At 62.3% G+C, this 25941-nt stretch carries 18 protein-coding genes; 6 read left to right on the top strand and 12 right to left on the bottom strand.

Features of this window, described 5'->3' with window-relative positions:
* Position 1 precedes the first annotated feature (1 nt).
* The 5 genes from ACP6KB_RS24660 to cpaB are packed head-to-tail and all read right to left on the bottom strand — an operon-like array spanning position 2 to position 5538.
* Positions 2-883, bottom strand: coding sequence for a type II secretion system F family protein (locus tag ACP6KB_RS24660; RefSeq protein WP_442110029.1), 882 nt, complete (start codon positions 881-883; stop codon positions 2-4).
* A complete protein-coding gene (locus ACP6KB_RS24665) occupies positions 880-2151 on the bottom strand; it encodes a CpaF family protein (RefSeq protein WP_442110031.1) in 1272 nt (423 codons plus the stop codon). Before ACP6KB_RS24665 ends, ACP6KB_RS24660 begins: the two co-directional genes overlap by 4 nt.
* Entirely contained in the window at positions 2148-3338 is a 1191-nt protein-coding gene (locus ACP6KB_RS24670) for a pilus assembly protein (RefSeq protein WP_442110033.1), read from the bottom strand. The genes ACP6KB_RS24665 and ACP6KB_RS24670 overlap by 4 nt, the downstream gene beginning before the upstream one ends.
* The gene (locus ACP6KB_RS24675; protein ID WP_442110035.1) at positions 3335-4585 is read right to left on the bottom strand and encodes a type II and III secretion system protein family protein; all 1251 of its coding nucleotides are present in this window, start codon (positions 4583-4585) and stop codon (positions 3335-3337) included. The genes ACP6KB_RS24670 and ACP6KB_RS24675 overlap by 4 nt, the downstream gene beginning before the upstream one ends.
* Positions 4586-4605: 20 nt before the next feature.
* Positions 4606-5538: a Flp pilus assembly protein CpaB gene (gene cpaB / locus ACP6KB_RS24680; protein ID WP_442110037.1), complete on the bottom strand. Its 933-nt coding sequence runs from the start codon at positions 5536-5538 to the stop codon at positions 4606-4608.
* Between the two features lie 320 nt (positions 5539-5858).
* Between cpaB and ACP6KB_RS24685 the strand changes: the two genes are divergently transcribed.
* Positions 5859-6065, top strand: coding sequence for a Flp family type IVb pilin (locus ACP6KB_RS24685; RefSeq protein ID WP_442110039.1), 207 nt, complete (start codon positions 5859-5861; stop codon positions 6063-6065).
* A 54-nt stretch (positions 6066-6119) separates the two neighbouring features.
* Complete coding sequence (locus tag ACP6KB_RS24690) at positions 6120-6527, top strand: response regulator (RefSeq protein WP_442110040.1); 408 nt, start codon at positions 6120-6122, stop codon at positions 6525-6527.
* A 69-nt stretch (positions 6528-6596) separates the two neighbouring features.
* On the opposite strand, the gene ACP6KB_RS24695 is transcribed toward ACP6KB_RS24690, so the two are convergent.
* Together ACP6KB_RS24695 and pbpC are read right to left on the bottom strand one after the other, a co-directional pair.
* Positions 6597-8261 (bottom strand): ShlB/FhaC/HecB family hemolysin secretion/activation protein, encoded by a 1665-nt coding sequence (locus tag ACP6KB_RS24695; RefSeq protein ID WP_442110042.1) that lies wholly within the window; start codon positions 8259-8261, stop codon positions 6597-6599.
* 74 nt (positions 8262-8335) lie between these two features.
* Entirely contained in the window at positions 8336-10690 is a 2355-nt protein-coding gene (gene pbpC / locus ACP6KB_RS24700) for a peptidoglycan glycosyltransferase PbpC (protein ID WP_442110044.1), read from the bottom strand.
* A 104-nt stretch (positions 10691-10794) separates the two neighbouring features.
* On the opposite strand from pbpC, the gene ACP6KB_RS24705 reads away from it, so the two are divergent.
* Positions 10795-11088, top strand: coding sequence for a hypothetical protein (locus tag ACP6KB_RS24705; RefSeq protein ID WP_133216558.1), 294 nt, complete (start codon positions 10795-10797; stop codon positions 11086-11088).
* 83 nt (positions 11089-11171) lie between these two features.
* Here the strand turns inward: ACP6KB_RS24705 and ACP6KB_RS24710 are convergent, their stop codons facing one another.
* A complete protein-coding gene (locus tag ACP6KB_RS24710) occupies positions 11172-16082 on the bottom strand; it encodes an alpha-2-macroglobulin family protein (RefSeq protein WP_442110047.1) in 4911 nt (1636 codons plus the stop codon).
* 101 nt (positions 16083-16183) lie between these two features.
* Here ACP6KB_RS24710 and ACP6KB_RS24715 point away from each other — a divergent pair, with 101 nt between their 5' ends.
* Complete coding sequence (locus ACP6KB_RS24715; RefSeq protein ID WP_442110049.1) at positions 16184-17527, top strand: MATE family efflux transporter; 1344 nt, start codon at positions 16184-16186, stop codon at positions 17525-17527.
* Positions 17528-17599: 72 nt separating this feature from the next.
* On the opposite strand, the gene speA is transcribed toward ACP6KB_RS24715, so the two are convergent.
* The 4 genes from speA to ACP6KB_RS24735 form a co-directional block, all read right to left on the bottom strand.
* Positions 17600-19513 (bottom strand): arginine decarboxylase, encoded by a 1914-nt coding sequence (gene speA / locus ACP6KB_RS24720; protein WP_442110051.1) that lies wholly within the window; start codon positions 19511-19513, stop codon positions 17600-17602.
* 153 nt (positions 19514-19666) lie between these two features.
* The gene (locus tag ACP6KB_RS24725; protein WP_010221702.1) at positions 19667-20038 is read right to left on the bottom strand and encodes a translation initiation factor Sui1; all 372 of its coding nucleotides are present in this window, start codon (positions 20036-20038) and stop codon (positions 19667-19669) included.
* Between the two features lie 195 nt (positions 20039-20233).
* Complete coding sequence (locus ACP6KB_RS24730; RefSeq protein ID WP_442110053.1) at positions 20234-20770, bottom strand: NUDIX hydrolase; 537 nt, start codon at positions 20768-20770, stop codon at positions 20234-20236.
* A gap of 3 nt (positions 20771-20773) precedes the next feature.
* Positions 20774-21847 (bottom strand): DUF2333 family protein, encoded by a 1074-nt coding sequence (locus tag ACP6KB_RS24735; RefSeq protein WP_442110054.1) that lies wholly within the window; start codon positions 21845-21847, stop codon positions 20774-20776.
* Between the two features lie 281 nt (positions 21848-22128).
* On the opposite strand from ACP6KB_RS24735, the gene ACP6KB_RS24740 reads away from it, so the two are divergent.
* Positions 22129-23742 (top strand): diguanylate cyclase, encoded by a 1614-nt coding sequence (locus ACP6KB_RS24740; protein WP_442110055.1) that lies wholly within the window; start codon positions 22129-22131, stop codon positions 23740-23742.
* A gap of 1292 nt (positions 23743-25034) precedes the next feature.
* Positions 25035-25814, top strand: a complete 780-nt coding sequence (locus tag ACP6KB_RS24745; RefSeq protein WP_442114370.1) for a methyl-accepting chemotaxis protein — start codon at positions 25035-25037, stop codon at positions 25812-25814.
* The last annotated feature ends 127 nt before the right edge of the window (positions 25815-25941 follow it).

Raw genomic sequence — 25941 nt, forward strand, 5'->3', positions numbered from 1 at the left:
TTCACAGGCTCCGCAACATGCGCCACAACGCCAGGCAGCCAACCACCTGCAGCGCGAAGGCACCCAGCAACATCGCCTGGCCGTGACTGTCATGCCACATGGTCAGCAAATAGTTGGGGTTGGTGAACAGAAAATAGCCCGCCATGCCCACCGGTAGCAGGCCCAGAACGATTGCGGTCATGCGTGTTTCACCGGTCATCGCACGCAGCTGCCGGGCGCCCTGCTCACGCTCACGAATCAGCTTGATCAGGTTCTCCAGCAGCTCACTGGCATTGCCGCCGTAGCGATGGTTGATACGCAAGCCCAGGGCAAACAGGCGCAGTTCATCCTGATCATAAAGTTCAGCCAGGTCCTGCATGGCATCGTCCATGCCGACGCCCATTTGCACATTGCGGCGCACGCGCTGCAAGGCACCGTGCAAGGGGTCGCGGGAAGCGTCGATGGCGCCCAGTACCGCATCGCTCAAGGTGCGGCCGGCTTTGAGGCTACGCACACAATGATCGAGCAGCACCGGCAGCTGTTCGATCATGCGTTGCACGCGCCGACGGTAGCGCCAGCCCAGGTACACACGGAACATCAGTGGGCCAGCCAGCAGCGCAAGGACGCCGGGCAGCCACCCCAGCGCCAAGGCCAGTAGCAGTGACAGCGACGCCCACAGCGCCAGCCACGACAGCAGGCGATCGTTGCGCCGCTCAAGCCCGGCGCGCTGCAGTAAACGGTCCAGCCAGTCGTGGTGAGTGGCCACTGCAGGTGACGCCTCTGCCACCCGGCCCAAGCGCTGCAAAGTGCGCTCGGCGCCCGCCTTGCGCAAGCCGCTGTAAAACAGCCGCAGCGACAGCCCCAGCAACGCCAGGCACACCAGCCCCAGCAGCACGGCTATCATGCCGAAGGCTCGGAATACACCCGCCGCAGCTTGTCGCCCGCCGGGTTCGGCGCTTCCCGCATAAAGCCCTCGCCGCCGCGTCGATCAAGGCGAAACAGGGTGTTGGTGACGTACACATCATCACGCACGCCGACCACTTCCAACACTTCACTGACGCAGCGGCGGCCATCCGCCAACCGCGTCAGCTGGATCACCACATCGAGGGCCGCACAGATCATTTGCCGCAAGGTTTTCTCGGCCACCACCCGCCCGGTCAGCCCGACCAGGGTTTCCAGGCGCAGCAGGGCATCCTGCGCAGTGTTGGCGTGCACGGTACTCATCGAGCCGTCGTGGCCGGTGTTCATCGCGGTCAGCACATCAAGCACTTCGACACCGCGAATCTCGCCCAGCAGAATGCGATCCGGGCGCATCCGCAGGGCGTTGCGAATCAGCTCGCTGGATTTGATCTCACCATGGCCCTCGGCATTCGGCGGGCGGGTTTCCAGGCGTACCACATGGGGATGATCAAGCTGCAACTCGGCGACATCCTCGATGCTCACCAAACGCTCATGGGGGCTGATCAGCTGGCTGAGGATATTGAGCAAGGTGGTCTTGCCGGTGCCGGTGCCGCCACTGACGAGGATGTTGCAACGCCGCGTCACCGCCAGCTGGAGAAACTCGAGCATGTCGTGATCGATAGTGCGCGTCGCCAACAGGTCGGCGCTTTTGAGCATGTCTTTGCGAAACTTGCGGATCGACAGGCACGGCCCGTCCAGTGCCACCGGCGGGATGATCGCGTTGACCCGGCTACCATCGGGCATGCGCGCATCGACCATCGGCGAAGACTCATCCAGGCGCCTGCCCAACGGCGCCAGAATGCGTTGCATGACGCGCTCCACATGGTGGGCATCAATAAAACGCAGGTCGGTTTGTTGCAGCACCCCGTTGCGCTCTACAAACACCCGGTGCGGGCCGTTGACCAGAATTTCAGTGACGCTGGCGTCGCGCAGCAACACTTCCAGCGGCCCGAAACCGGTCAATTCATCGACGATTTCCTCGGCCAGACGCTCCATCTCGTAGCGCGATACGGCCAAGTGCAAACGCGAGATGTAGTCCCCGACCTGCTCCATGACAAACTGCGCCAGCGCCGGGCGCGAGCCTTCCAGCAAGTTACGCCCGCTGTCTTCGATGGCATCGATGATGTGCCGGTGCAGGGCGCGCTTGAGGGTAAGCGGGTCGTTGCCCAGGTTGTGCCGGGGGCCGCCGAACAGCTCATCGATGCTACTCATTTGTGCCCCCAGAGCCGGTTGAGCCAACTCGCGCTGACCGGTTTGTTGTGTTCGGAACGGCGGGCCAGGCGCTCACCCAGGGCCTGCAATTGATGGGTGAGGCTTTCACGCGGCGCCAGCTCGAACAGGGTCAATCCCTGGTTCTTGGCATTCAGGCGCACCTCGGGGCTGTAGGGCAGCACCATCAGCAACGGCAGGCCATAGCGCTTGCTCAGGGCTTCGGTGTCTGGCGCCACGCCCTTGAGGTAGCGGTCCACCAGCAGGCTGGCGTGCTCCAGCTTCATACCCTTTTCCCGCCACAGCGCCAGCACCTCAAGGTTGCGCCGACAGTCCAGCACGTTCTGGTCGGTGTACCAGATCAATTTGTCGCAATGGCTGACGAACGTACGCAGCGCTTCGCAGTCGGCCTGACCGGTAAGATTCACCACGATGTGCTGGAAGTGCTGACGCAAGGCGCTGAGCAGCATGTACAGCTCGGCGGCGCTGGTGCGCTCCAGGGGCTCGTCGCCCTCGGCGTAGGCCAGCAAGCGCAGGCCCGAGCTTTCGCGGCTGAAGGCACTGTCGATCAGGGTGTTGTCCAGGCGCCGCAGGTGGCGCAGGGCATCGCCAAAATGAAAGGAAGCCTCAAGGCCGAGCAACGCCAGGCTATCGCCACGGGGTAAACCCAAGTCGAGCAGCAAGGTCTGCTGGCCACTGCATTGCACCACCCGGGCCAGATGGCTGGTCAACAATGCACCATCGGCCGCGCTGTGCGCGCCATACAGTACCGTCAGGCCGCCCAGGCTGGGGTTGCTGGTAACGGCTGGCAGGCGTTTGCTCAAACGCCGCACCAGCCCGGCCACTTCGCTTGAGCGCGAGCCATAGGCGACGAAATCACGGGCACCGGCGCGCATGGCGTTGAGCACCAACTGGTTGTCCATGCCATCGCCGAGGGCGACGATCGCCAGCATCGGCTTGGCTTCCAGCACCCCTTCGATCAGCGCGCACTGGCTGACCACCTGCTCACGGTCCAGGCCAACGAACACCAGATTGGCGAAGGTCACATCAACCAGTGCCAGCAACTCGTCGAGGCTGCCACTGCTGGCACCGACCACCTGCCCCAACGGCGCCAGGGCGCCTTGCAACCATTGCAGGTCGCCCTCATTGCGGGTGATGGCGAGAAAAGTCTGACTCAGGCTTTCGCTCATTGTGATAACCCACTGCGACCTTCAAAGTCGCCGTTTTCGAGGAAGAACAGTCGGCCCCAACTCGGGTCATAGTTGCGTAACCCCTCACCCGGCAAGCTGGGCATTTGCGCATCGGCGGCCAGGGGCTGAACCAGGTGCGGGGTGACGATCATCAACAGCTCGGTTTCATCGCGCGTCATCTGCGACTGCCTGAAGAACGCGCCAAGAATCGGGATATCACCCAGCCCCGGAAACTTGTCCACCGCCGAACGGGTGGTGCTACTGATCAAGCCGCTGATCACGAAACTTTCGCCATCGGCCAGTGAAATGCTGGTATCGGTGCGCCGTACTTTCAGGCCCGGAACCAAAGTGCCGGCAATGTTCACGGCATTGGTGTAATCCAGCTCACTGACTTCCGGGGCAACCTTGAGGGTGATGCGATCACGGCTGACCACCGTTGGTGACAGCGCCAGGCGAATACCGAACTCCTTGTATTCGATCGACACGTTGTCGCTGCCGCTGCTGGGCACCGGGATCGGGATCTCGCCACCGGCCAGAAAACTGGCGGTCAAACCACTGAGCACCACCAGGCTGGGACGCGCCAGGGTGTAGGCAAAACCGCTGTTTTCCAGGGCATTGATCGCTGCCAGAAAGCGGCTGCTGCCACCGCCCCAGACGATATTGAAGACGTCATTGTCCAAGGGAATTCCGGTAATGGCGTCAGCCACACGGCCAGGCCTGACCACGGTGTTCGGCACCGTCCCCGGTGAGCCGATCAGCGAGTTGTTGGAGCCTTTGAACAGCAGGCGCGCACCGGCTTCCTTGAACTTGGTCCGGTTGACCTCGACAAAGCGGATATCGGCCTGCACCTGGCTGGGCAGGGTCGGGTCCTGGGACGGTGGCAAGGCGCTTTCAGCCATGTCGGCGCTGGCCACACCTTTGACGAACAACATCGCCTGGCGCGGGGTTTTCGAGCAGGCGGTCCACAGCATCAGGCTGGTGGCGCCCGGGGCCAACGCGGTCAGCAGTACCGCGTCGTCGCCGCTGGCCTGCACGTCGGCAATTTTCGAATCACCTACCGCTACTCGGGTGATGCTGACCGGCGCACGCACCTCCTGTTGCAGCCCTTGATCCAGTTCGATCACCCCAGGCAACTGGGCCAACGCCGCACAGCCACCACTGGCGGCATGCACCAGCGAAGCGCTTGGCCCGGCCCACAGCAGCGCCCACAGCAAATGCTTGATTACCCGCACGGAACGACTGCTCATTGAAGGGCATCCTTGCTTGGTCAGGGGGTTGGTTGACTGGATTGATTACCGCGGATGATCTCCATGCCACGACGTGGCGTTGAGCTGGCGACAGCCGGGGAAGCAGGTGCCTGCGCTAGCTGGCTGAAGCGATAGAGTTCGCGATTGGCGGTGTCGACTTCGGCAGCGCTGCTGTGCGGGTCAGCCCAGTAGCGGGCCAAACGTTGTTCTTCGGCGCTGCGCACCGCCAGGCGCAAACTACCGGCCTGGGCTGCGAGCAACAGACGACTGACCAGCGCTGCGGGGACGGCCAGCACCACCGTGCGTGCAGCGTTGCGCAGTTGTTCCTGACGGTCTTTTTCATTCAGTGCCTGCACCGGCTGACCATCATTGCCCAGCCCCAACTGCGCGCCGACACTGAGCACCCGCAGCGCCGGTAAAGCCACTTGCGCGCTGGCCTGCGGGTTGTGGTTTTCCTCGCGCAGGTACAACAACACATCAACGTAGTCGCCAGGGCTCAACTGCCCTGCCGCACCGACCACATCATCGATGGCCAGGGCCAGGGCGCGTTCATGCGGGCGGATCATGCGCGCCAGCGGGCCACCGGCGTCAAAGCTGCCCTGCTCCAGCCAGGTACCTGCACGCAACGGTCGCCAGCTGCTGCGCCCAAGCACCTGCTCAACACTGTGAAAACTACCGGCAGGCGCCACTTGCAGGCGCTCCAGCGCAAGGTCTTCGGCAGTCAGCGGGGTGTAAGGCGCAATATCACGGCGCAGTACCACGACCGGTTGGCGCAGCTCATCGGCAATGTTGGCGCTGACCTGCGCAGCGACGGGCACAGGCGCTGTGGTGGGTGCTGCGGCAACGGTAACCGGTTCAACCGCTGGACGGCTCAACAGCAAGCCCCAGTAACCGGCGAACAAGGCACCCAGCAGAAACACGCCAGCGAGGATGATGGTAATGCGACTGCTCATGCCGGCCCTTCCTGATACCCGTATTCGTCCTTTGCACCCAGCTGTGAACCCGCACACACCGTTGTCATCGGAAGTAACTATTTCGCTATTTGAAGGTAGCCCAGCAGAGTCAAAATGCCATTAGCCGTCAGAATTTTTTCCATCGCAAATCCGCCACCCCGTGGAAACAACAGGTTACTGACGTCAATAAGCCACTATCACTTTGTGATTAATGCCTTGTTACATTTGCCGGAGATTCGGGGTTTGACGATGCTGTGGTGGCAAAGGGGAATCATCGAACATCCCCCGCCATCAGCGCCTTGCGCGCCAGGAGAAGTGCCATGCGTGTTTCCCGAATCCTCAAGAGCTGCAAAGATTTCTTCTACCGCAAGGATGGCGCCTCGGGCATCGAGTATGCGATTGCTGCGGCGATGGTGGCGGTGGTGCTGAGTGCGTTTGTCGGCCCCATCTCTGATGACGTCAAAACGATTTTTACCAATGTCAAAACCTCCATGGAGAAAGCTGGCGACGTTGCCCCTCCACAATGATCTGTAGGTTCGCAGCATTGAGCTGGGATATTCGCCCTGAATCAGGAACACACCATGCCGACCTCTTCCCTGCGACAACAGATTCTCTTGGTGGATGATGAAGAGGACGCCTTGCTGGAACTTGCCGAGCTGCTTGAGGGCGAGGGCTTCTGTTGCCATACGGCAACCTCAGTGAAACTTGCCCTGCAACAGCTCACCCGCCACCCGGACGTGGCGCTGGTGATTACCGATCTGCGCATGCCGGAAGAAAGCGGCATCTCACTGATCAAGCGTTTGCGCGAGCACACTGCCCGCCAGCACTTGCCGGTGATTGTCACTTCCGGCCACGCTGACATGGACGACATCAGTGACCTATTGCGCCTCCAGGTGCTGGACCTGTTTCGCAAGCCGATCTATCACATCCGTCTGTTGGAAACCCTGGAAAACCTCTTCCCCAAACCCCGCCTGCACCTGGTGAACTAACCGGTAGGAGCGGGCTTGCCCCGCGATGCGGTGTGCCTGTTATCGGCTAATCGCGGGGCAAGCCCGCTCCTACAGTTGGAAGCTGAAACTCACGGTAAATCGCGGCTGCCGGTTGAGGCTGTCCAGGGCGATGTCTGACATCGGTTTGGCGGCTTCAAGCGACAGGTTGTAGGAACGGCCATCACCTACCCGTACCCCAAGCGCCGCTGAGGACAAGCGTGAATCACGTATTTCCAGCTCATTGAACCAGCTACGTGCGGCATCCACGGCCGCATAAGGCTGCACTAATTTAAGCCAGTCGCTGTCGTGCCTGAAGCTGTAGTTCAACTCGTAGGCCACGCCCCAGCCCTTGTCACCCGAAGCCTGGTCGACAGGGTAGCCACGCGCGAAGGTCTGGCCACCAAATACCACCCGTTCACTGTCCGGCAGGCTGTCGTTGCTCCAGTGCAACGCCGCCGACACTACGCCCTGCCACTGATCAAAAAACCGATTGCTCTGCAGCCCGGACACACGCAGGTGGAGGAAGTCCAGGTCGATGTCTCCATCAGTATCCGCGCCCAGGTAATCCATACCCTGATAGGCACCTGCACTGACGATACGCAATTGCCCAGCGTCGCTCTGGCGCCAGTCACCTTCGAATGCCACCGCACGCAGGTCAGTGTGCGTGCTGGTTTTCTGGGTTAAGCCAATCGCCTGGTAATCCGTATCGTCGTTGGTCACGTACAAGCGCCCCGCGACGCCAAGCCATTCGTTGGGCGCAGCAATTAACGTCTGGCTCAGGCCCACTGAATAGTGGTCGTACTTACGCTGTTGCCTGAGGTCAGTGCCGTTGTTCAGCCGCACCCGTGCACTTGAGTCGCCACGAAAGCTGGCGGCAGACAGGTTCAGTTGCGTGCCCTGAGCATCGACGTACTGGGCGTAGTCCAAGCGGTAGTAATGCTCGTGGAGGTCACCGGGGGGCGTCAGCGCGCTGAAGCTAACCTGCTCGGCCAGTGCCGTCTGGGCGTTGCTGCTGGCACTGAGCAGTGCCTGAAAATCTTCTCGGCTACCCTCGCTCAGGTCCAGCCGGGCACTGAACGGTTTGCGCCTGGCCTGCACGTTCAAGGTATTGGCGCCGTCGGTATCACCCGGCACCACCTGAGCTTCAACCGTCACCCCCGGCACGCGGTTCATCAACGCGGTGTAACGCTCCAGGCTTTGCCGGGTGAGCGGACGCTCGGTTTTGAGTTTGCCCGCCAGCGTGTCCAGGTAAGCTGAGGCCGGGCCTATATCACCCTGGAGCGCGTAGTCGCTAATGTAACCCTCGACCAGCACCACCAGCACCCGGCCGTCAGCAAAATCCTGTGGCGGCAGGTAGGCGTAAGACAACAGGTAGCCGTCTTGCTGGTAACGCCGGGTCAGGCGCTGGGTCGCTTCCAGCAGTTCAGCCACGCTGACTTGGTGATCGACCAGGTGCTGGTAGTTGTCCCGCAGGTCGCTCAACGGATAAAGCGTGCCGCCCTCGAAACGCACCTTGTGCAGATAAAAGCGGCTGCTGTTATCCACAAGCGGCACCTGAGGCGCCGGTAGTTCGATGTGCAGGGCCGGAGCGCCGGGGCGATAGCTATCGACCGGCAGATTGGGCGTCGGCAGGTTGCGCTCGACTTCGCTGGTGTTGAGATAACGTGGCAGTGGTTCGGCGCTCAGCCCGCTAGCCCAACAAAGACTGAGAACCGCGGCGGCCAACGGACGCATTCGACGCTCCATGATCCTGACAGCTTCAAGCGTAGGTGGTGGCCGCGCGGTCGTCTAATCAGCGCTGCGGCCGCTCACTCATTGATCTGAAACTGCACGCGTGCGGTCTGGCCACTTTCATCCAGGGCACTCAACTCGACACGCCCGATCTGTTCGAAGCGCGCGCTCAATTGCGCCTGGCCCAGCGTCTCACCGAGTGGCGCGCCATTGAGGAACCACCAGCGCCGACCACTGCCGCCCAAGGCGGAAAGCTCAAGGCGCAGCGGCTCATTGCTGGTGGCCGGGCGCCGCAACTGATCACCTTCACGCACGCCGACGATGGACAATGGCGGTGCGCTGGCCGGTACCTGTGGCGGGCAGACCGGATCGATCTTCGGCAAACGCGCTTCGCGACGTTCCAGGCGCGGCAACCACGGCTCCAGCGGTGCGGGCCACAAGGCAATGTCCTTGGCCTGCGCCCCCGGGCAACTGGCATCGACCCGCAACCCTTGTGCGTTCACCCAGACGCTTTCGCGCAAACCGACACTCAAAGGTTGGTCAGCCGCTTGCAAGGTCGGTGGTGTGGTGCCGTCCAGGGTCCAGGCAAAACGCTGGCGTCGGCAATTGGTATCTTGCCGGGCCAGCGGTTGGCCCAGCGGCCAGCAAATCGCAGCCACGCCGATATTGCTAGGCACCGCTGCCACCGGCACGCTGATACCGCGCTGACTGTCGCGATTGCTCAGCACGTCATGCACCTGCAGCATCAAGGGCGCCGCCGAGGCCAGACCAAACTGTCCGGGCACCGGCGTGCCATCGGGCCGGCCAATCCAGATACCGATCAGATAGCGCGGCCCGACGCCAATCGACCAGGCATCGCGAAAGCCATAGCTGGTGCCGGTCTTCCAGGCCAACAGCGGACGCTGGACCAGCTCGGCATGCGGGTCACGGTCCGGTCGGGCCTGGCCACTGAGAATGCGGCGAATGATCCAGGCGCTGCCCGGCGACAGCAAACGACGCTCTAGCAGCGGCGCATCCGGTTGCAAGCGCATCGGCGCACTCAAACCGCCGCGCGACAGGGCGCCGTAGCCTGCGACCAGATCTTCCAGGCAGCTACCCGCCCCGCCGAGGATCAACGACAGGTTGGGTTCAGCCAACGGTGGCAGGGTCAGCGGCACGCCACCGTTGCGCATCTGTGCGGCAAAACGCTTGGGTCCATAGGCTTCCAGCAACTGCACCGCAGGCAGGTTCAGCGACAGCGCCAATGCAGAACTGGCCGCCACCGGGCCACTGAAGCCCATGGAGAAATTCCCCGGGCGGTAGTCGCCGTAACGGCGTGGCACATCCTGCAGCAAGGATTCGGAATGAATCAGGCCATCGTCCATGGCCATGCCGTAAAGGAAGGGTTTGAGCGTCGAGCCCGGCGAGCGCAAGGCGGTGATCATGTCGACATGCCCGAAGCGGCGCTCGTCGTTCAGGTCCACCGAACCCAGGTAGGCGCGCACCGCCATATTCTGCGCTTCCACCACCAGAATCGCTGCCGAGGTACGCTCGGGCAGTCGCGCACGCCAGCCCAGCAACAAGTCCTCCAGACGGCGCTGCAGCGAGGCATCGAGGGTGGTGCGGATCAGCGGTGGGCTGTGCGGACGGTTCAGGCGTCGCGCCAGCAACGGCGCCAGCGCTGGCTCCTGGCGCGGCGCGAACAGCAGAGGTTCTTCCATCGCCTCGGTAACCCGCTGCGCCGGCCAGACGTCGTACTCGGCCAGACGCTTGAGCACTTTGTCGCGGGCCAACTGGGCGCGGGCCGGGTGCCGGTCAGGGCGCAAGCGGCTCGGGGCTTGGGGCAGCACCGCGAGCATGGCCGCCTCCGACGGCGTCAGGTGCAAGGGCGACTTGCCCAGATACGCCCAACTGGCGGCGGCCACCCCTTGCAAGGTGCCGCCAAAGGGCGCGCGATTGAGGTACAGCTCAAGAATCTGCGCCTTGCTCAAATGCCACTCCAGCTGCGCGGTGCGCCACAACTGCCGCAGTTTGCCCGGCAAGGTCCGTGAATGCGGATCGAGCAATCGGGCCACTTGCATCGACAACGTGCTGCCGCCCGACACCACCCGCCCACCCTGCAGGTTTTGCCAGGCAGCCCGCCCCAGTGCCAACGGATTCACACCCGGGTGCTGGTAAAACCAGCGGTCCTCGTAGGTCAGCAGCGCCTGCAAATAGTAAGGCGACACCTGATCAGCACTGACCGGATAGCGCCACACGCCTTCGGCATCGGCAAAACGCCACAGCGGCGTGCCATCTTCGGCCAGTACCACCCGGGCCAGGTCGTCTTTAGGCAAGGGCAACGGCCAGATGCGGTCGGCCATCCACACGAGCGCGCACAGCACACCGACAACTGCCGAAACAATGCAAAGGCGTTTTGCCATTGGGCTGAGCGGGCGAGCTAAGCTGAGCATCAAACCTCCCCGTCGCTAGCGGTGGGCAGGGAACCGAGCGGGCCAAGGCATGGCCAAAGCTGTGGCAACGGCAGACTCGCCGCGACGATCATCAGGAAGCAACTATGCATGTAGAAGGTTTTTTCGAGTGGCTGGGCCAGGCGCTGGGCGCGCTGATCCGCTTTGTTGTCGATGGTTTGAGCGGGTTGTTCAACCTGCTGGCCAACGCCGGTGGCAACTTCATTGATGGCCTGGCGCGCACACTGGGCATGGACACCTCGCTGGTCAGCATCATCGCTCTGATCATTGGCCTGATGTTGCTGTACTCGGCGATCCGAGCCTTTATGCGTGCCTCGATCATACTCGGCATCATCTGGCTGGTGCTGGGCTTGTGGGTGTTGAGCTGGATCATCCATTAAAGGGTGGGAGCGGGCTTGCCCCGCGATCGCGGTGTACCTGACACATCGCGATCGCGGGGCAAGCCCGCTCCTACATCAGCAGGTTAGCGGCCTTTGATGACCATTTCGCCGCCTGACTCCCCGACGGCCTGCAGGTTCGGCCGGTACATCGATTCGAACTGTGGCGGCGGCACTCGGTAGGTACCCGGAGTAACCGCACGCGCCAGGTACAGCAGGTGCGTCAAGCCATAGTTGTTCACCGGCAGCGCCGCGACATAGCGATCATCACGGAATTCCTGATGCACAATGTTGGCGTTCTGCATCGCCTCGCGCCACTCTTTGACCGCGCTGCTGGCGTTGTCCAGACTCGCTGCGCTCTGCGCCAGGTTCTGGTTTTCCAGCTCAAGCCCGGCAGGCAGCAGATCGACCACCAAGGCATCCGGCACATAGGTGTTGGTGTTCAACACCAGGTGCACCAGCACCAGGTCACCACTGTTGAGCGCGTGGATGTTCAGCGGCTCACCATTCATGCCCAGGTACTCACGACGAATGTTCAGGCCTTTCTGGCTCGGTGCCGGGGCGTTACGTGGATAACCGGACAGGGTCAATTGCTGGTACAGCGTCTCGCTGCCCTGGTTCTGTACGGTCAGCGGCGAAGCCAGCAGCGGCCCTTCCAGTTTCAAACCAGACTCGCTGTTGTTCAGGTCGCGCAGTTCACCGGCGCTGTCCAGACGCGCCGACCACTGGCCTTCAGGCTTGTTCAGCAAGCCACGACCGGCGAGGAACAAGGCGTTACGCTCCTGGGTCGACAACCACTGACTTGCAGCAATCTGATCGGACAACTGGAACAGGCGTTGATCAACAACGTTGCTGGCCAGGTTGTTTTCTTCGAGCAAGGCCAGGATCAAGGCCTGGTCACGCACCGGGCTGCCGTAGTCGCCCAACCAGTTCCGCCCATCACGCTCCACCGCCAGCCCTGCCTGCAACGCCGTTGCCGAGCGCGGCTTGTCACCCATCTTCTCCAGCGCGATAGCCAACTGCACCAACGGCAGCCCGGAACGCGCATCGCTACGCCGTTCGAACAAACTGCGCAGGGCACCCAGCGGCGCCTGCTGAGTACGCGCGAGTACCAGGCCTGCATAGGCTTGCACGGCAAAACGGCTGTGGTCGCCGTTGCTGCTGTAGCCGGCCTCGATCAGGTTGCGCTCCTGCAGGTAACGCAGCAGGCGCTCACTGGCTTTCTTCAGCGCTTCGGCAGGCACGGCGTAGCCTTGCTCGCGGGCACGCAGGAGGAAGTCGGTGACGTAGGCGGTCAACCAGTACTCTTCCTCGCTGTCGGAACTCCACAGGCCGAAGCTGCCGTTGTAGCGCTGCATACCCAGCAGATGCTCGATGCCCATTTCGATCTTGCGCTTGCGCACCTCGGCTGGCTCGCCGCTGATACCCAGGCGCTTGAGGGTCGCCGCGTCAGCATACAGCGAAGGGTACAAGCCACTGGTGGTCTGCTCCAGGCAGCCATAGGGGTAGGCTTCCAGCGCCCGGATCTGCTCGGCCAGGTTCAACGGCGGACGGCTGGACACGGCCAGCATGCCCTCCAGGCCATCCGGCTCGAACTCGGCCAGATCCGCTTCTGGCAGGCTCCACGGCTGATCGTTGAGCGCTACCCGGTAGTGCTTGAGCATGGCCGGATAGGCCGGACGAACGCCCAAGGTCCACTCACGGCTGAACGCCGTGGCCGTTTCACCCGGCAGCTGCAGGCCCTGCACCTCTACCTTGACCTTGCCTTGGCCCAGACCACCGCTGGCCTGCACCGGCATCAGCAAGGTGACTCGTTGGCCTTGGTTCAGCGCCAGGCTTTGCTCTGCGGCCCCCATCAGGCTCAGCTGGCCTTCGGTGCTCATGCGGACGTTGAGTTTTTGCGCTTGGCCCGACAGGTTCGATACATCCAGGGCCAATGTGGTGCTGTCGCCGCCAGCAAGGAAACGCGGAGCCGACAGCTCGGCGATCAAAGGTGCGGCAACCACGGTCTTGCCTTCTGCCACACCGAAGTGCTCGTCGGTCCAGGCCTGGGCCATCAGGCGCAGTTCACCGTTGAAGTCGGGGATATCGACGCTGGCCTCGCCCTCGCCGTTTTCGTTCAAGGTCACCGGCATGCTTTGCTGAGCGACGATGGTGATGCTGGTGCTCGGACGCTTGCCACCTTTGGCCATCGCCGCGTCACCACCAAAAGCCAGGCTGGCCAAGCGGCCCTGCCCGGCTTCGATCAACTGGCCGTAAATGTCCAGTTGGTCGGCACCGTAGGCCTTGCGTCCGAACATGCCCGTGAAGGGGTCTGGGGTTTTGTAGTCGGTAATGTTGAGGATGCCGACGTCTACCGCAGCCAGCAGCACATGCACTTGCTTGGGCACGCTGCCGTCGGCATTGCGCGCCTGAACCTTGACCGTCAGCGGCTGCTTGGGCCGCATTTTTTCCGGTGCCGTGAGCGTTACTGCCAGCTTGCGCTCGGCGCGATCGAGCGGCAGGTGCAAGACCCCAACGGCACGCTTGGGCGTGGCATTGACCTTGCGCTCGCCCGGGCGGATCACCAGGGCACTGACGTACAGGTCATGACGTGCCCACTTACGGTCGATATTGACTGCGAAGGTCTTGCCTTCAGCCGGCACGTCGATCTCTTGCCACCACAGCGGACCGTCACTGGACTCGACCATCAGGTAACCGGTACCGGCCGCAGGCGCAGTGACGGTTACGTTGGCGGTGGCGCCATCGCCATAGGAGGGTTTGTCCAGCGCCAGCTTGACCTGGTCCGGACGCACCGCGCCGCCGTCGGCGTTGTCCTGGGCCCGGTAACCGGCCCAGAAACGCTCGCTGGACACCAGCCCGGTCTGCGGGTCTTCAACCTCTACGCGGTACGGGCCCCATTCAACCAGGAAGGTCAGCTTGGCGGTGGAGCCGGCCTTGACGTTGACCGTCTCTTCACTCTGGGTAAGGAATTTCTCGTTGTAGTTGTAGCTCCAGCCGTCACTCTGCGAGTAGTTCCAGTAGTAGTCACGACGCTCCCGGATCAGGCGCACCTTGAGGTTGTTGGCGCCCAGTTTGTTGCCGTCGCGGTCGGCAACCAGTACCTCGAATTCCACCGGGCCGTCGCTGTCGGTTTCTTCACCGTCGAACAGGCCGCGCAAACCTGGCAGCCGCGTGGACGGCCAGATCGGCTGCTCCAGGCGCCGGGTAATCGGGCGGCCGCCGGATTCCTGCAGGCTGGCCTGTACAGTCAATTGCAGCGGCGAGCGGGCCTCAGACCATTTGCTCTCGATGCTTAGCGTGGTCTTGCCGTTGGCGTCGAGGGCGACTTCATCGAGCTCCAGGTCCTGACTCAGCTCGGTCTCGGTGATCGAGCCGAACTGATAGCCTGGCAACGCCGGCACCGCTTCACGCAACGGCCGCAGATACGCCTGACCGCTCAAGCGGTTACCCGCGGCCGGAGCGCCGTACAGGTAACGGCCATTGACGGCAATCTCGGCGGTCTCTTCCGGACTCAACGGCGTTTCGCTGCCCTTGAGCTCCAGGGCCAGACGCTCTGGCAGGAAGTCTTCGACCAGAAATTCATAGACCTGCTTCTTGCCGCCGCCAAGGTCGAACAGCAACTGCCAGCGACCGGTCGGGGCTTCAGTGGCCAGCTGCAGTTGATACTGGTACAGGCCATTACTGCTCGGCTCCCAGACGAACTTGCGGCTCACTTGCTCATCCGGCCGACGCACTTCCACCGTGACCGGCTGCGGCTTGAGCGGGCGGCCATCCTGGTCGCGCAGCAGGCCGTTGAGCAGCACGGTTTCGCCGGGCCGGTAGAGGTCACGCGGGCCGAACACGAAAAACTGCAGGGGGTTGGCCTGCGGGCCGGTGATGTCGAATTCGGCCAGGTCCAGCGCGGCACTGTTCAGGCGCAGCATGGTGGTGTGCACGCCCTGGTGTGCCAGCAAGGTTTCGGCTTTCGGCGGCATCGGCAGTTGGGCGTGGCCGTCGCTGTCGGTCTTGCCCTGGGCCAGCACCCGGCCTTCGCCATCGAGCAGTTCCAGGTTGACGTCGTTCAGCGCCTTGCCACCTTCCAGCCCCTGGGTGAAAACGTCCATGCGGTTCTGGTAACGGTGCGCCGATACGCCGATATCGCTGAGGGTGAACAGGGTGGCCGGCTGCGAGTAGTCGTAGGTACCCGAAGCGCGCATCACCGCCAGGTACACGCCCGGCTCCTGCAATTGTTTGATTCCGGCAATCGGCAGCAATACCGTTTCACGCGTGTTGCGCGCCGGGTTGAGGTCGAAACGGCCGCTGTAGACCAGGTCGGCCATATCCAGGGTTTCTTTCGACTGGTAGTAATACAGGCTGCTGTTGCGGCCCCAGGCGCTGAGGAACGGCGAGAGCTTTTCCGGCTTGATGCGGAAGAACTCGACATCGACCTTGTTGACGTTCAGGGCGATCACCGGCAGCCCTTCGGCCAGGCGCGTCGGCAGCAACGAGCCACGGCTGGCAAAGCCGATGGTGGCCTGCATGTCGCGGGTTTCCAGGCGGCTGATCGACTCGGCGGCCAGGCGTTTGCCATTGACTGCCTCAAGGCCGGCATCGATGGTCAGCACCAACTTGCGTTGCGGCTCCAGATGGCGCAGGCGCAGTTCCATGCCGTTGTCGGACAGTTCCCAGGCACCATCGACCTTGCCTTTGACGGTATCGACCAGGTGCACCCGCTCAGCGAAGTTCTGCTGCGCATCCAGCGGCACCGAGAAGCTCAGGGACAGGGCACTGGCGCCATCGACCTGCACTTCCGAGACATCCACCACGCTCAGCTCGCGACCGGCATAACGCTTGGCCAGGGTTGCGGCGTCTTCACGGGCAGGTTTGGCCGCATCCTCGGTCTGGGCCGGTGTTGATACAGGCGCAGGTGCCGGGGCCGGCTTGTCTGGAGCAGACGAGTCACAGGCACTGAGCAAGGCCAGCGCACAGGCCAGCAACAATCCTTTGTTGAGCATGGAGAAAACTCTTTAGCAGCAGGTTCTGAGGGAAGAACTATATATCAACAACGCCGTTCCCGGGCCGTGCAGCTACAATATGCCGCTTGCCTGGAGCCAACATGTCCCGATTGCTGAGCGACTGGCGCGACCGCCCGACCCACCACAAGGTCTGGGCGCTGGCCGCGCCGATGATACTGTCGAATATTTCCGTCCCCCTGGTAGCGCTGGTCGACAGCGCCGTGATTGGCCACCTTCCCCATGCCCATCAGCTCGGTGCCGTTGCCGTCGGCGCCAGCCTGTACACCTTTCTGGCCTGGGTGATGGGCTTTCTGCGCATGGGCTCCACCGGCTTTGCCGCCCAGGCCGCCGGGCGCGCCGATGGTGCGGCGTTGCGCCAGGTGCTGGTGCAAGGGTTGCTGCTGGCAATGTTGTTTGCCCTGCTACTGGGCGTGCTCGCCCTGCCCTTCAGCCACCTGGCCCTGCAGTTGATGCAGCCGTCGGCGGCATTGGAGCAATCGACCCTGGATTTCTTCCAGACCCGATTGCTCGGCCTGCCTGCGGCCCTGGCGAGTTTTGCCTTGGTTGGCTGGTTCCTGGGTACCCAGAACGCGCGGGCACCGCTGGCGATCATGTTGACCACCAACCTGCTCAACATCACCCTGAACCTGTGGTTCGTGCTCGGTCTGGACTGGGGTGTGCTGGGCTCGGCACGGGCCTCGGTGATTGCCGAGTGGAGTGCCGTCCTGCTCGGCCTGGCCCTGACCCGACCGGCCTTGCGCGCCTATCCCGGCAGGGTCGCCTGGGCTTTGCTCGCCCGCTGGCAAAACTGGCGGCCACTGCTGGCCGTCAACCGCGACATCTTCATCCGCAGCCTGGCCTTGCAGGCGGTGTTCTTCCTGATCACCGCACAAGGCGCGCGCCTCGGTGAATCTACCGTTGCCGCCAATGCCCTGCTGCTCAATGGCCTGCTGCTCACGGCTTATGCGCTGGATGGTCTGGCCCATGCGGTCGAGGCCTTGTGCGGCCACGCCATCGGTGCCGGCGACCGGTCGGCCTTGCGTCGTTCGCTGACCGTGGCGTGCGGCTGGTCGTTGCTGGCCAGCAGTGGCTTCGCCGCACTGTTTCTGTTCGGCGGCCATCTGTTCATCAACCTGCAGACCGACATCGAAAGCGTGCGCATCACGGCCTACCAGTACCTGCCTTATCTGGCCTTGTTGCCGCTGGTGGCGGTGTGGAGTTACCTGCTCGATGGCTTGTTCATTGGTGCGACCCGGGCGCGGGAGATGCGCAACGGCATGTTGATCAGCGTGGCCCTGGCCTTGCCGGTGGCCTATGCCGCCAAAAGCCTGGGCAACCACGGTTTGTGGTTGGGCTTTTTGCTGTTCATGGCCTTGCGCGGGGTGACACTCGCGGTGATGGGCTGGCGGTTGCAGCGGCGTGATGGGTGGTTTGTGGGTCAATAAAGCATCGCGGGGCAAGCCCGCTCCCACCTGGAGTTAGTGACTCGGTGGGAGCGGGCTTGCCCCGCGATTGCATCAGCTCGACAGGTACGACGAACGCGTCAGCCCCAGACGCAAGGCGTCGAGGAACTGGGTCTTTTCACGCGCGGTGATCTTGGCGCTGGCGCATTTGTCACGGTAGTGAGTCATCAACTCCTCCGGCGACAGGTGCACGTAGCGCAGCATGTCTTCGATGGTGTCGTGGGTCTCGATACCGGCGTGGTACACGCTGCCGTTCGGGTTCTGGTAGATGTTCACCGAGTCGGTGTCACCAAACAGGTTGTGCATGTCGCCAAGAATTTCCTGGTAAGCACCCACCAGGAATACGCCCAGCAGGTAGTCCTCACCTTCGTTGACGCTGTGGACCGGCATGCTGGTTTCGATGCTTTGCTCATCGACGTACTGGTTGATCTTGCCGTCGGAGTCGCAGGTCAAATCTTGCAGCACGGCGCGGCGCAGCGGTTCTTCGTTCAGGCGGTGCAGCGGGATGATCGGCAGGACCTGGCCGATGGCCCAGGTGTCCGGCAAGCTCTGGAACACCGAGAAGTTGCAGATGTACTTGTCGGCGAGCTTGTCGTTCAGTTCGTCCAGCACCTGACGGTGCGAACGCTGATGGGCCTTGAGCGAGTTGTGCAGGCGGCGGCAAACGGCGAAGTAGCACTGCTCGGCCAGGGCTTTTTCAGCCAGGGTGATTTTGCCGTCGGCATACTGGGCGGCTACGTCGCTCATGTAGTGGGTAGCACGCCAGTAGGTCTCGGTGACCATTTCCAGGTCGGTCGGGCCCAGCAGGTCGGCCAGCCACTGCACGGTTTCCGGCAGGGCTTCTTTGTTTTCGATGGTCGGCACGTCGTCGTTGTGTTTCTCGACGTCGGTCACCTGAATCACCAGCATGGCGTGGTGCGCGGTCAGCGAGCGGCCGCTCTCGGAGAAGATGTGCGGATGCGGCAGGCCCTGGGCATCGCAGAACTCTTTGAGCATGCCAACCACGACACCAGCGTAGTCATCCATGTCGTAGTTGATCGAGCTGGCGTTGCGCGAGTGGGTGCCGTCGTAGTCAACGCCCAGGCCACCGCCGACGTCGATGTGGTCCACCGGCAGGCCCAGCGCGCGCAGTTCGCCGTAGTAACGGATGGCTTCCTTGAAACCGTGCTGGTAGTCGGCCAGGTTGGCGATCTGCGAGCCCATGTGGAAGTGCAGCAGGCGGATGCCTTGATCCAGGCCAGCATCACGGAAGCGCTGAACCACCGAGATCAGTTGCGCAGCCGACAGGCCGAACTTGGACTTTTCACCCCCGGTATCAGCCCACTTGCTCGAAGCCAGCGACGACAGGCGCACGCGCAGGCCGACCTGCGGCTTGACCTTGAGCTCGGCGGCTTCTTCGATCACCAGCCCTACTTCCGACTCTTTCTCGATAACGATAAAGACGTTGTGACCGAGCTTCTGGCCCATCAGCGCCAGGCGAATGAACTCACGGTCTTTGTAACCGTTGCAGACGATGGTGCCGCCCTTTGGCGCCAGCGCCAGTACCGCCAGCAGTTCAGGCTTGGAACCGGCTTCAAGGCCAATGGAAACGTTTTGCGTGGCGATGATGTTTTCCACCACCGCTTCCTGCTGGTTGACCTTGATCGGGTACAACGCGGTGTACTGGCTCTGATATTCCAGACGCGCAATATTGGCATCGAATGCACCGGTCAGTTGGCGCACGCGGTCTTGCAGGATGTCGGGGAAGCGCACCAGCAGCGGCAGCGACAGGCCGCTCTTGCGCAGTTCGTCGACCTGCTCGTACAGATCGATCGGCGCACTGCCTGGCCCGTTAGGGCGAACTTCGACGCGGCCGGCCTCGTTGATTGCGAAGTAACCGGCCCCCCAATGGCGAATCCCATAAACACTGCGGCTGTCCGCAACTGTCCATTGGCTGCCATCATCTTTGCGTGTGCGTCGTACGGACATTGAAGTCCCCTATATAGAAAGTCGAATAACACCGGCCCACGGTCGGCGGGCGCAGTGTAAAACCAGAAAATGACGATTTTCCGTGTTCAGGGATAGACCCTTCCTACGGGAACGAGTTTAGAAAGCGAATTGCAAAAAATCGCGATGCGGCGATTAGCCGCCGGACTTTTTCGCTTTGAAGCCCTGTTTGATCAGCTCTGCCAATAACAGCTCGACGTGATCGCCCTGGATTTCGATGACCCCGTCTTTCAACGCGCCGCCGGTTCCGCAGCGACGCTTGAGCGTGCTGGCCAGATCCTTGAGCTGTTCCAGAGGCAGCGGTACACCGCTGATGGTCGTCACCGTCTTGCCGCCACGGCCTTTGCTTTCGCGGCGCACGCGAGCAATGCCATCGCCTTCAGGGATGAGCGTCTGTTTGCAGATGCAGGCATCTATGGGTTTGCTGCAGTCCGGACAATGCCGACCTGCATCAGTGGAGAACACCAGGCCACCGAGGGCGGCGAATGATGCGGCTTTTTTGGCCACTTTTGATCCTCGTACGGTGAGGACAAAAACTGGTCGACGCCCCGGGCAGGGTACCGACCGCGAAGCCCCACTCTGGCAGGGGCAGCGCAACTGCCGGACCCAGGGTACGGCAGCCTTGAAAGGCCGCGCAGTGTAACGATAAATGCCGCCGATGCTAAGTACAAAACTGCGCCATTTTGCACGTTATTCGCGACGTCAGGCCCGACGGTCGATATAGCGCTGCAATGCGGCCAGCGAATCGGGGCAATATGGCTGTTGCCGGCTGTCGGCCAGAGCCTGTTGCAGCGGCAGAAAGCGGGCTTCGCTGACCTCTTCAGGCTGCAGGCGCAAAGGCCCGTCCCAGATCGCCGAAAACACCGCGCACCACAGCCGGTTGCCAGGCTGATCGAAGAAAAAGCGCTCATGGGCCACCAATTCGACCCCGCTGACGCCAAGCTCTTCTTCCAGCTCACGGGCCGCCGACTCGGCGAAGCTTTCATCGGCCTGGACCATGCCGCCCGCGGCAACGTCCCAGTAACCCGGATAAATAGCCTTGCTCTCGGTACGCCGGTGCACGCACAGCTCACCGGCGGAGTTGAACAGCAGGATGTAGGTACCGCGCCCGATCAGGCCCTTCTCACGCAGCTCTTTACGCGGCAGCGCACCCAGCAGTTGATCGTGCTCGTCGACCCAGGCGATCAGTTCGGCGTCGGAGGCAGCGCGATGCGCCGCCTCTTGTCTGGAGATAACCACCGATCAGCCTTGCGACAGCAGTTGGCGCAGGTCGATCACCGCGGCGTTAGCACGGGAGATGTAGTTGGCCATGACCAGCGAGTGGTTGGCCCACATGCCAAAACCACTGCCGTTGAGCACCATCGGGCTCCACAGCGGTTCCTGAGAGGCTTCCAGCTCACGAATGATCTGACGCACGCTGACCGTGGCGTTCTTTTTCGCCAGTACATCTGCGAAGTCCACTTCGATGGCCCGCAGCAGGTGCGACAGCGCCCAGGCCTGGCCACGGGCTTCATAGAAGACGTTGTCGATCTGCAGCCAAGGGGTTTCGACCACTTCTTCATCCAGCTGCGGCGCTTGACCTGCTACCACCGACTCGGTTTTCAACGTGCTGTTGAGCTTGACCCGACCAACGCTCGCCGACAGGCGCTGCGACAGCGAGCCCAGACGGGTGGCCACGTCGCCCAGCCAGTTGTTGAGGTTGTCGGCACGGGTGTAGAACAGCGCGCCTTGTTGGTCTGGCGAGGCCAGACGCTTCTGATAGCGGGTCAGGGAGTTGATGCCTTCCTGGAACTCCGACTCGCTCGACGGCAGGATCCAGCTCTTGTTGTCGAAGTTGAAACGCGGCTCGGCCTTGGCCAGGTCAGCGTCTTCTGCCGACTGCGACTGCGAACGGGCGAAGTCTTTGCGCAACGCGCGGCTCAGGTCACGCACCTGCACCAGCACGCCATATTCCCAGCTGGGCATGTTGTCCATCCACAGCCCAGGCGGGAAGCGGTCGTTGGAGATGTATCCGCCTGGCTTGTTGAGCAAGGTGCCGGCTACGGTCTTGAGGGTTTCTACGGTGGTGTAGCCCACCACCATCTGCTGACCGGCCTTTTCAGCGGCCGCCTGGGCATTCTGTTGCACCGGGAACAGGTCGGGTTCTGCGCTCCAGTACCAGCCCAGGCCGATGCACACCAACAGGTACAGGCCGATCAGCGTGCCCAGGGCACGGCTGAAAAACAATCCGCCGAAGTAACTGCGAGTGGCGGCACTGCGGGGCTCGACTCGCTCGCGCGCCTCGGCTTTGCCTGTACGGTTTTTCCAATCCAGCATGGCGTTGTCCTTTCTGTCACGTCGGTTCAAGGGGTTCGACCGCAACCCCCGGGCTTCGTGCCAGCGCGGTGCACTATTGCCAGCACGCGCCGCCTGCCGGGGTCGGCAAGTATCGCTGCACTATAAATCAAGCGAGTCGGTTCGCATAAGCGACTATCGAGTCAACAAATGAATCAGCAAACCTGTACAGATAATTGATACAAGACACTCGATTGTCCAGAAAGTGGTGCTAGCATAGAGCCATCACTCGAATTGCCTCACCCCTTACAAGTAGTCAGGACATGACCGAGCCAGAAGACCCGAACCGTGAGCGTCTCAAGCAACACTTTGCCCAGCGGGTTATCAACCAGGCTCGGCAGATACTCGAGATCTGGCAGCGCCTGCAGCGCAGCGAGTGGTCGACCGGCGACTTGGGCGAGCTGCGCGAGGCAACCTTGCGCCTGCAGCGCTATGCAGAGCGTTTCGAGCAGCCGGAACACAGCCAGCTGGCTGAAGCCATCGGCCACACCCTCAGCGCGGTTGAAGCCAACAGCGCCTGCCTGAGCAGCAGCCTGATCAGCGAACTCAATCGCCTGATGCAGCGTTTGTCACGCACGGGTCTGCGCCAGGGTGACCGCCTGGAGCAGGTGCCCTTGCCGCCCCTGCGCAAGCCGGTTTACATCATGCTGCAGGACCACGACCGGGCCGAGCGCCTGGCTCAGCAGTTGGAGTTTTTTGGCCTCGGTGTACAAGCCTTGTACAGCGCCGATGCGTTTCGCGCCTCGATGAGTGAACGTTTGCCATCGGTCATCGTCATGGATGTCGACTTCACCGGTGCTGGCCTTGGCCTGCAGTTGGCTGCCCAGGCCCAGCAAGGTCTGGAGCAGCGCGTACCGTTGCTGTTCTTCAGCCTGCATGACACCGACACACCAACGCGCCTGGCCGCAGTACGCGCCGGTGGTCACGAGTTTCTCACTGGCACCCTGGAGGCTTCGAGCCTGCTGGAAAAGGTCGAAATGCTCACTAGCGTCACCCAGTACGAGCCGTTCAAAGTGCTGATCATCGACGACTCCAGAGCCCAGGCCATGCATACCGAGCGCCTGCTCAACAGTGCCGGTATCGTCACCCGCACCCTGATCGACCCAATCCGTACCATGGCCGAGCTGGCCGACTTCCAGCCCGACCTGATCATTCTCGACATGTACATGCCGGACTGCACCGGCACCGAGCTGGCCAAGGTGATTCGCCACAACGACCGTTATGTCAGCGTGCCCATCATCTATTTGTCCGCCGAAGACGACCTGGACAAGCAGCTCGACGCCATGAGCGAGGGCGGCGATGATTTTCTGACCAAGCCGATCCGTTCCCGGCATCTAATTACCACCGTACGCAACCGCGCCGCTCGCGCGCGCAACCTCAAGGCGCGGATGGTGCGCGATAGCCTGACCGGCCTGTACAACCACACGCACATCCTGCAACTGCTGGAAGATTGCAGCTTCCGCGCCCGCCGCGAAGAAAAGCCATTGAGCTTTGCCATGCTCGACATCGACCATTTCAAGAAGGTCAACGACAGCCATGGCCATCCCATGGGCGACCGTGTGATCAAAAGCCTGGCGCTGTTTCTTAAGCAACGGCTGCGCAAAACCGACTTCATTGGCCGCTATGGCGGTGAAGAGTTCGCCATCGTCATGCCCAACACCGATTTGTCTGCGGCGCATAAAGTGCTGGATGAAATCCGTACACGCTTCGCCGAGATCCACTACCCCGCGCAACCGAAGGATCTGTTCTGCACCTTCAGCGCCGGGGTGGTGCAACTCAACGATGAGCTCGACGCCCTGAGCATGGCGACTGCCGCCGACGAGGCCCTGTACCGGGCAAAAGGCGCTGGGCGCAACCGCGTGCAGCGCGTCGACTAATTAAGGCAAAGTGCCACTTTTTTACCTTTGACCTCGACTTCGTCATAACCCGGTCACAAAAACGCAATAACTTCAGGCGCTTACCATTCGGCCGTTGGTAGACCCTGCACATGCGCCTGAAGCTGCTCACCAATTTCAATACCCTGTTACTGGTAACCGTCTGCATCGCCCTGGGCGCCACTTTGTGGTGGTCACAGCGTGCGCTGGAGCGCCCCTACCAGATCATGGAACGCTACCTGTCGCTGTCGCAGCAGTTTCAAAACCAGACGGCGCGTAACATCCTCGACTACCTCAACAGCGGTGACGCCCTGCGCCATGCCACCGCGCTACAGGCCACTGCGGCCCTGCAAGAGGAACTGGCGCAACTGCCTCCCGCGCTGGCCGCGTCGCTAACGCCAAGCCTGGACAAGCTGCAGGGTTTCACCAGCAACGAACTGCTGGCAGCCGGCAAACTGGCCGGCGATCCGCAAGCCTTGCTGCTGCAAGCAGAGCGCGAGCTGGGGGCGAGCCTCGATCAACTGGCTGGCTACGCTCAGAACAGCAGCAACAGCGAGGCCGGCCGCTATGCTGCGCCGCTGTTTCGCGCCGCACTGCACCTGTCGCGCCTGTCGCTTGCCCGTGACAAGCTGGTCAGTAGCGGCCGCAGCGAACTGGCCGACGAGGTGGAACGTGAGCTTGCACAGATCACCGTCCAGGCCCAGGCGCTCGATGAGTTGCCGTTGCTGGGCGTGATTGCTGCACGCGAATCCAATGCGGACGACTTCGCCGCCCTGATGGGCCTGGAAAGCCAAAGCAACAGCGACAGCGAAGACAGCGGCGTCGCGCTTAAGCGGGAACTGAATAGCCTGCTCAAACGCTACCCGGGTGAACTGCAACGCACCCGCGAACAAATCCAGCGCCGTAGCGAACTGGCTACCCGCACCCACCAGCAGATTGACGCAGTACACGCGGCAATCGCCGCCCTGGAGCCGCTGGTGCGCAGTCAGCATGCGACGATTCAGGGTGAAGTACGTTTGATTCAGGGGGTGATGATCGGCCTGATTCTGCTGATCGCCCTGTTGATCGATACCTTGCAGCGGCGCCTGGCTCGGGTACTGACCAACCTGGCACCGGCCCTTGCGCGCTGGACTGAAGGCGATTTCAGCCAGGCCATTGCCTTGGCCAAAAGCAACCGCGAAATGCATGACATCCAGGACTCACTCAACCGCCTGCGCCTGTACCTGGTGGACCTGGTCGGCACGATCCGCAGCAATGCCGAGCAAGTCGCTGGCAGCAGCCATGCCCTGGCCGGCATGAGTAGCGCCCTGCACGATGGCGCCGAGCGTCAGGCCGGCGACACCGCACAAATCCGTGATGCCTTGGGTGAGTTGGAAGCCACCATCCAGCAAGTCGCTGGTGACGCCAGCCAGGCGGCAGAGGCCAGCCACGATGCCGGGCGCGCGGTGGAGCAAGGCCAGGCGGTGATCGGCCAGAGCCTCACCGGGCTGCGGGCGCTGGTTGATGAAGTTCAGGGCAATGCGCAGATGATCGAGCAACTGGCCGAAGAGTCGGCGACCATTGGCGGCGTGCTCACGGTGATTCGCTCGATTGCCGAACAAACCAACCTGCTGGCCCTGAACGCTGCCATCGAAGCGGCGCGTGCCGGAGAAATGGGCCGTGGCTTTGCCGTGGTGGCCGAAGAAGTACGCTCGCTGGCTCAGCGCACAACCGGTGCGACTGGCGAAATCCAGACCTTGATAGGCCGCTTGCAACAAGCCGCCCGCGACTCGGTGGAAGGCATGCGTGCACAACTCGAACATGCCGAAGCCACTGCCAACAAAGCCCAGGCCGCCGACGGCGCGCTGGATGAGATTGTCGCGGCGATCCAGACCATTTCCGCAACCGCGGTACGTATTGCCGACGTCACCGCCCAGCAAACGGGAGCCGTGAGCGAAATCCGCGACCACAGCGAACGGATTCATGACCTGGGCGAAGACAACCTTCAGCGCATCGGTGAAGGCCGACAACAAGGTGAGCAACTGCTCAGGCTCGGCGCCGAGCTGAACACCGCCGTACGTACATTCCGGCTATAACCCTCTGTAGGAGCGGCGGTGCGGCGACCCGACTTGCCCCGCGATGCGATGCGTCAGAAGTATCGCAATCGCGGGGCAAGCCCGCTCCCACAGTGTGGGGTATCATGCTGCCAATTCTGTACAGCGA

This window comes from Pseudomonas sp. NUPR-001 (assembly GCF_052147955.1).
Lineage (GTDB): Bacteria > Pseudomonadota > Gammaproteobacteria > Pseudomonadales > Pseudomonadaceae > Aquipseudomonas.

Excerpts from the sequence above, each read along its gene's own strand:
- ACP6KB_RS24670 (WP_442110033.1), bottom strand. The coding sequence starts at position 3,338 with ATGAGCGAAAGCCTGAGTCAGACTTTTCTCGCCATCACCCGCAATGAG.
- ACP6KB_RS24690 (WP_442110040.1), top strand. The coding sequence starts at position 6,120 with ATGCCGACCTCTTCCCTGCGACAACAGATTCTCTTGGTGGATGATGAA.
- ACP6KB_RS24705 (WP_133216558.1), top strand. The coding sequence starts at position 10,795 with ATGCATGTAGAAGGTTTTTTCGAGTGGCTGGGCCAGGCGCTGGGCGCG.
- speA (WP_442110051.1), bottom strand. The coding sequence starts at position 19,513 with ATGTCCGTACGACGCACACGCAAAGATGATGGCAGCCAATGGACAGTT.
- ACP6KB_RS24660 (WP_442110029.1), bottom strand. The coding sequence starts at position 883 with ATGATAGCCGTGCTGCTGGGGCTGGTGTGCCTGGCGTTGCTGGGGCTG.
- cpaB (WP_442110037.1), bottom strand. The coding sequence starts at position 5,538 with ATGAGCAGTCGCATTACCATCATCCTCGCTGGCGTGTTTCTGCTGGGT.
- ACP6KB_RS24735 (WP_442110054.1), bottom strand. The coding sequence starts at position 21,847 with ATGCTGGATTGGAAAAACCGTACAGGCAAAGCCGAGGCGCGCGAGCGA.
- ACP6KB_RS24710 (WP_442110047.1), bottom strand. The coding sequence starts at position 16,082 with ATGCTCAACAAAGGATTGTTGCTGGCCTGTGCGCTGGCCTTGCTCAGT.
- ACP6KB_RS24675 (WP_442110035.1), bottom strand. The coding sequence starts at position 4,585 with ATGAGCAGTCGTTCCGTGCGGGTAATCAAGCATTTGCTGTGGGCGCTG.
- ACP6KB_RS24740 (WP_442110055.1), top strand. The coding sequence starts at position 22,129 with ATGACCGAGCCAGAAGACCCGAACCGTGAGCGTCTCAAGCAACACTTT.
- ACP6KB_RS24715 (WP_442110049.1), top strand. The coding sequence starts at position 16,184 with ATGTCCCGATTGCTGAGCGACTGGCGCGACCGCCCGACCCACCACAAG.
- ACP6KB_RS24685 (WP_442110039.1), top strand. The coding sequence starts at position 5,859 with ATGCGTGTTTCCCGAATCCTCAAGAGCTGCAAAGATTTCTTCTACCGC.
- pbpC (WP_442110044.1), bottom strand. The coding sequence starts at position 10,690 with ATGCTCAGCTTAGCTCGCCCGCTCAGCCCAATGGCAAAACGCCTTTGC.
- ACP6KB_RS24745 (WP_442114370.1), top strand. The coding sequence starts at position 25,035 with ATGAGTAGCGCCCTGCACGATGGCGCCGAGCGTCAGGCCGGCGACACC.
- ACP6KB_RS24665 (WP_442110031.1), bottom strand. The coding sequence starts at position 2,151 with ATGAGTAGCATCGATGAGCTGTTCGGCGGCCCCCGGCACAACCTGGGC.
- ACP6KB_RS24695 (WP_442110042.1), bottom strand. The coding sequence starts at position 8,261 with ATGCGTCCGTTGGCCGCCGCGGTTCTCAGTCTTTGTTGGGCTAGCGGG.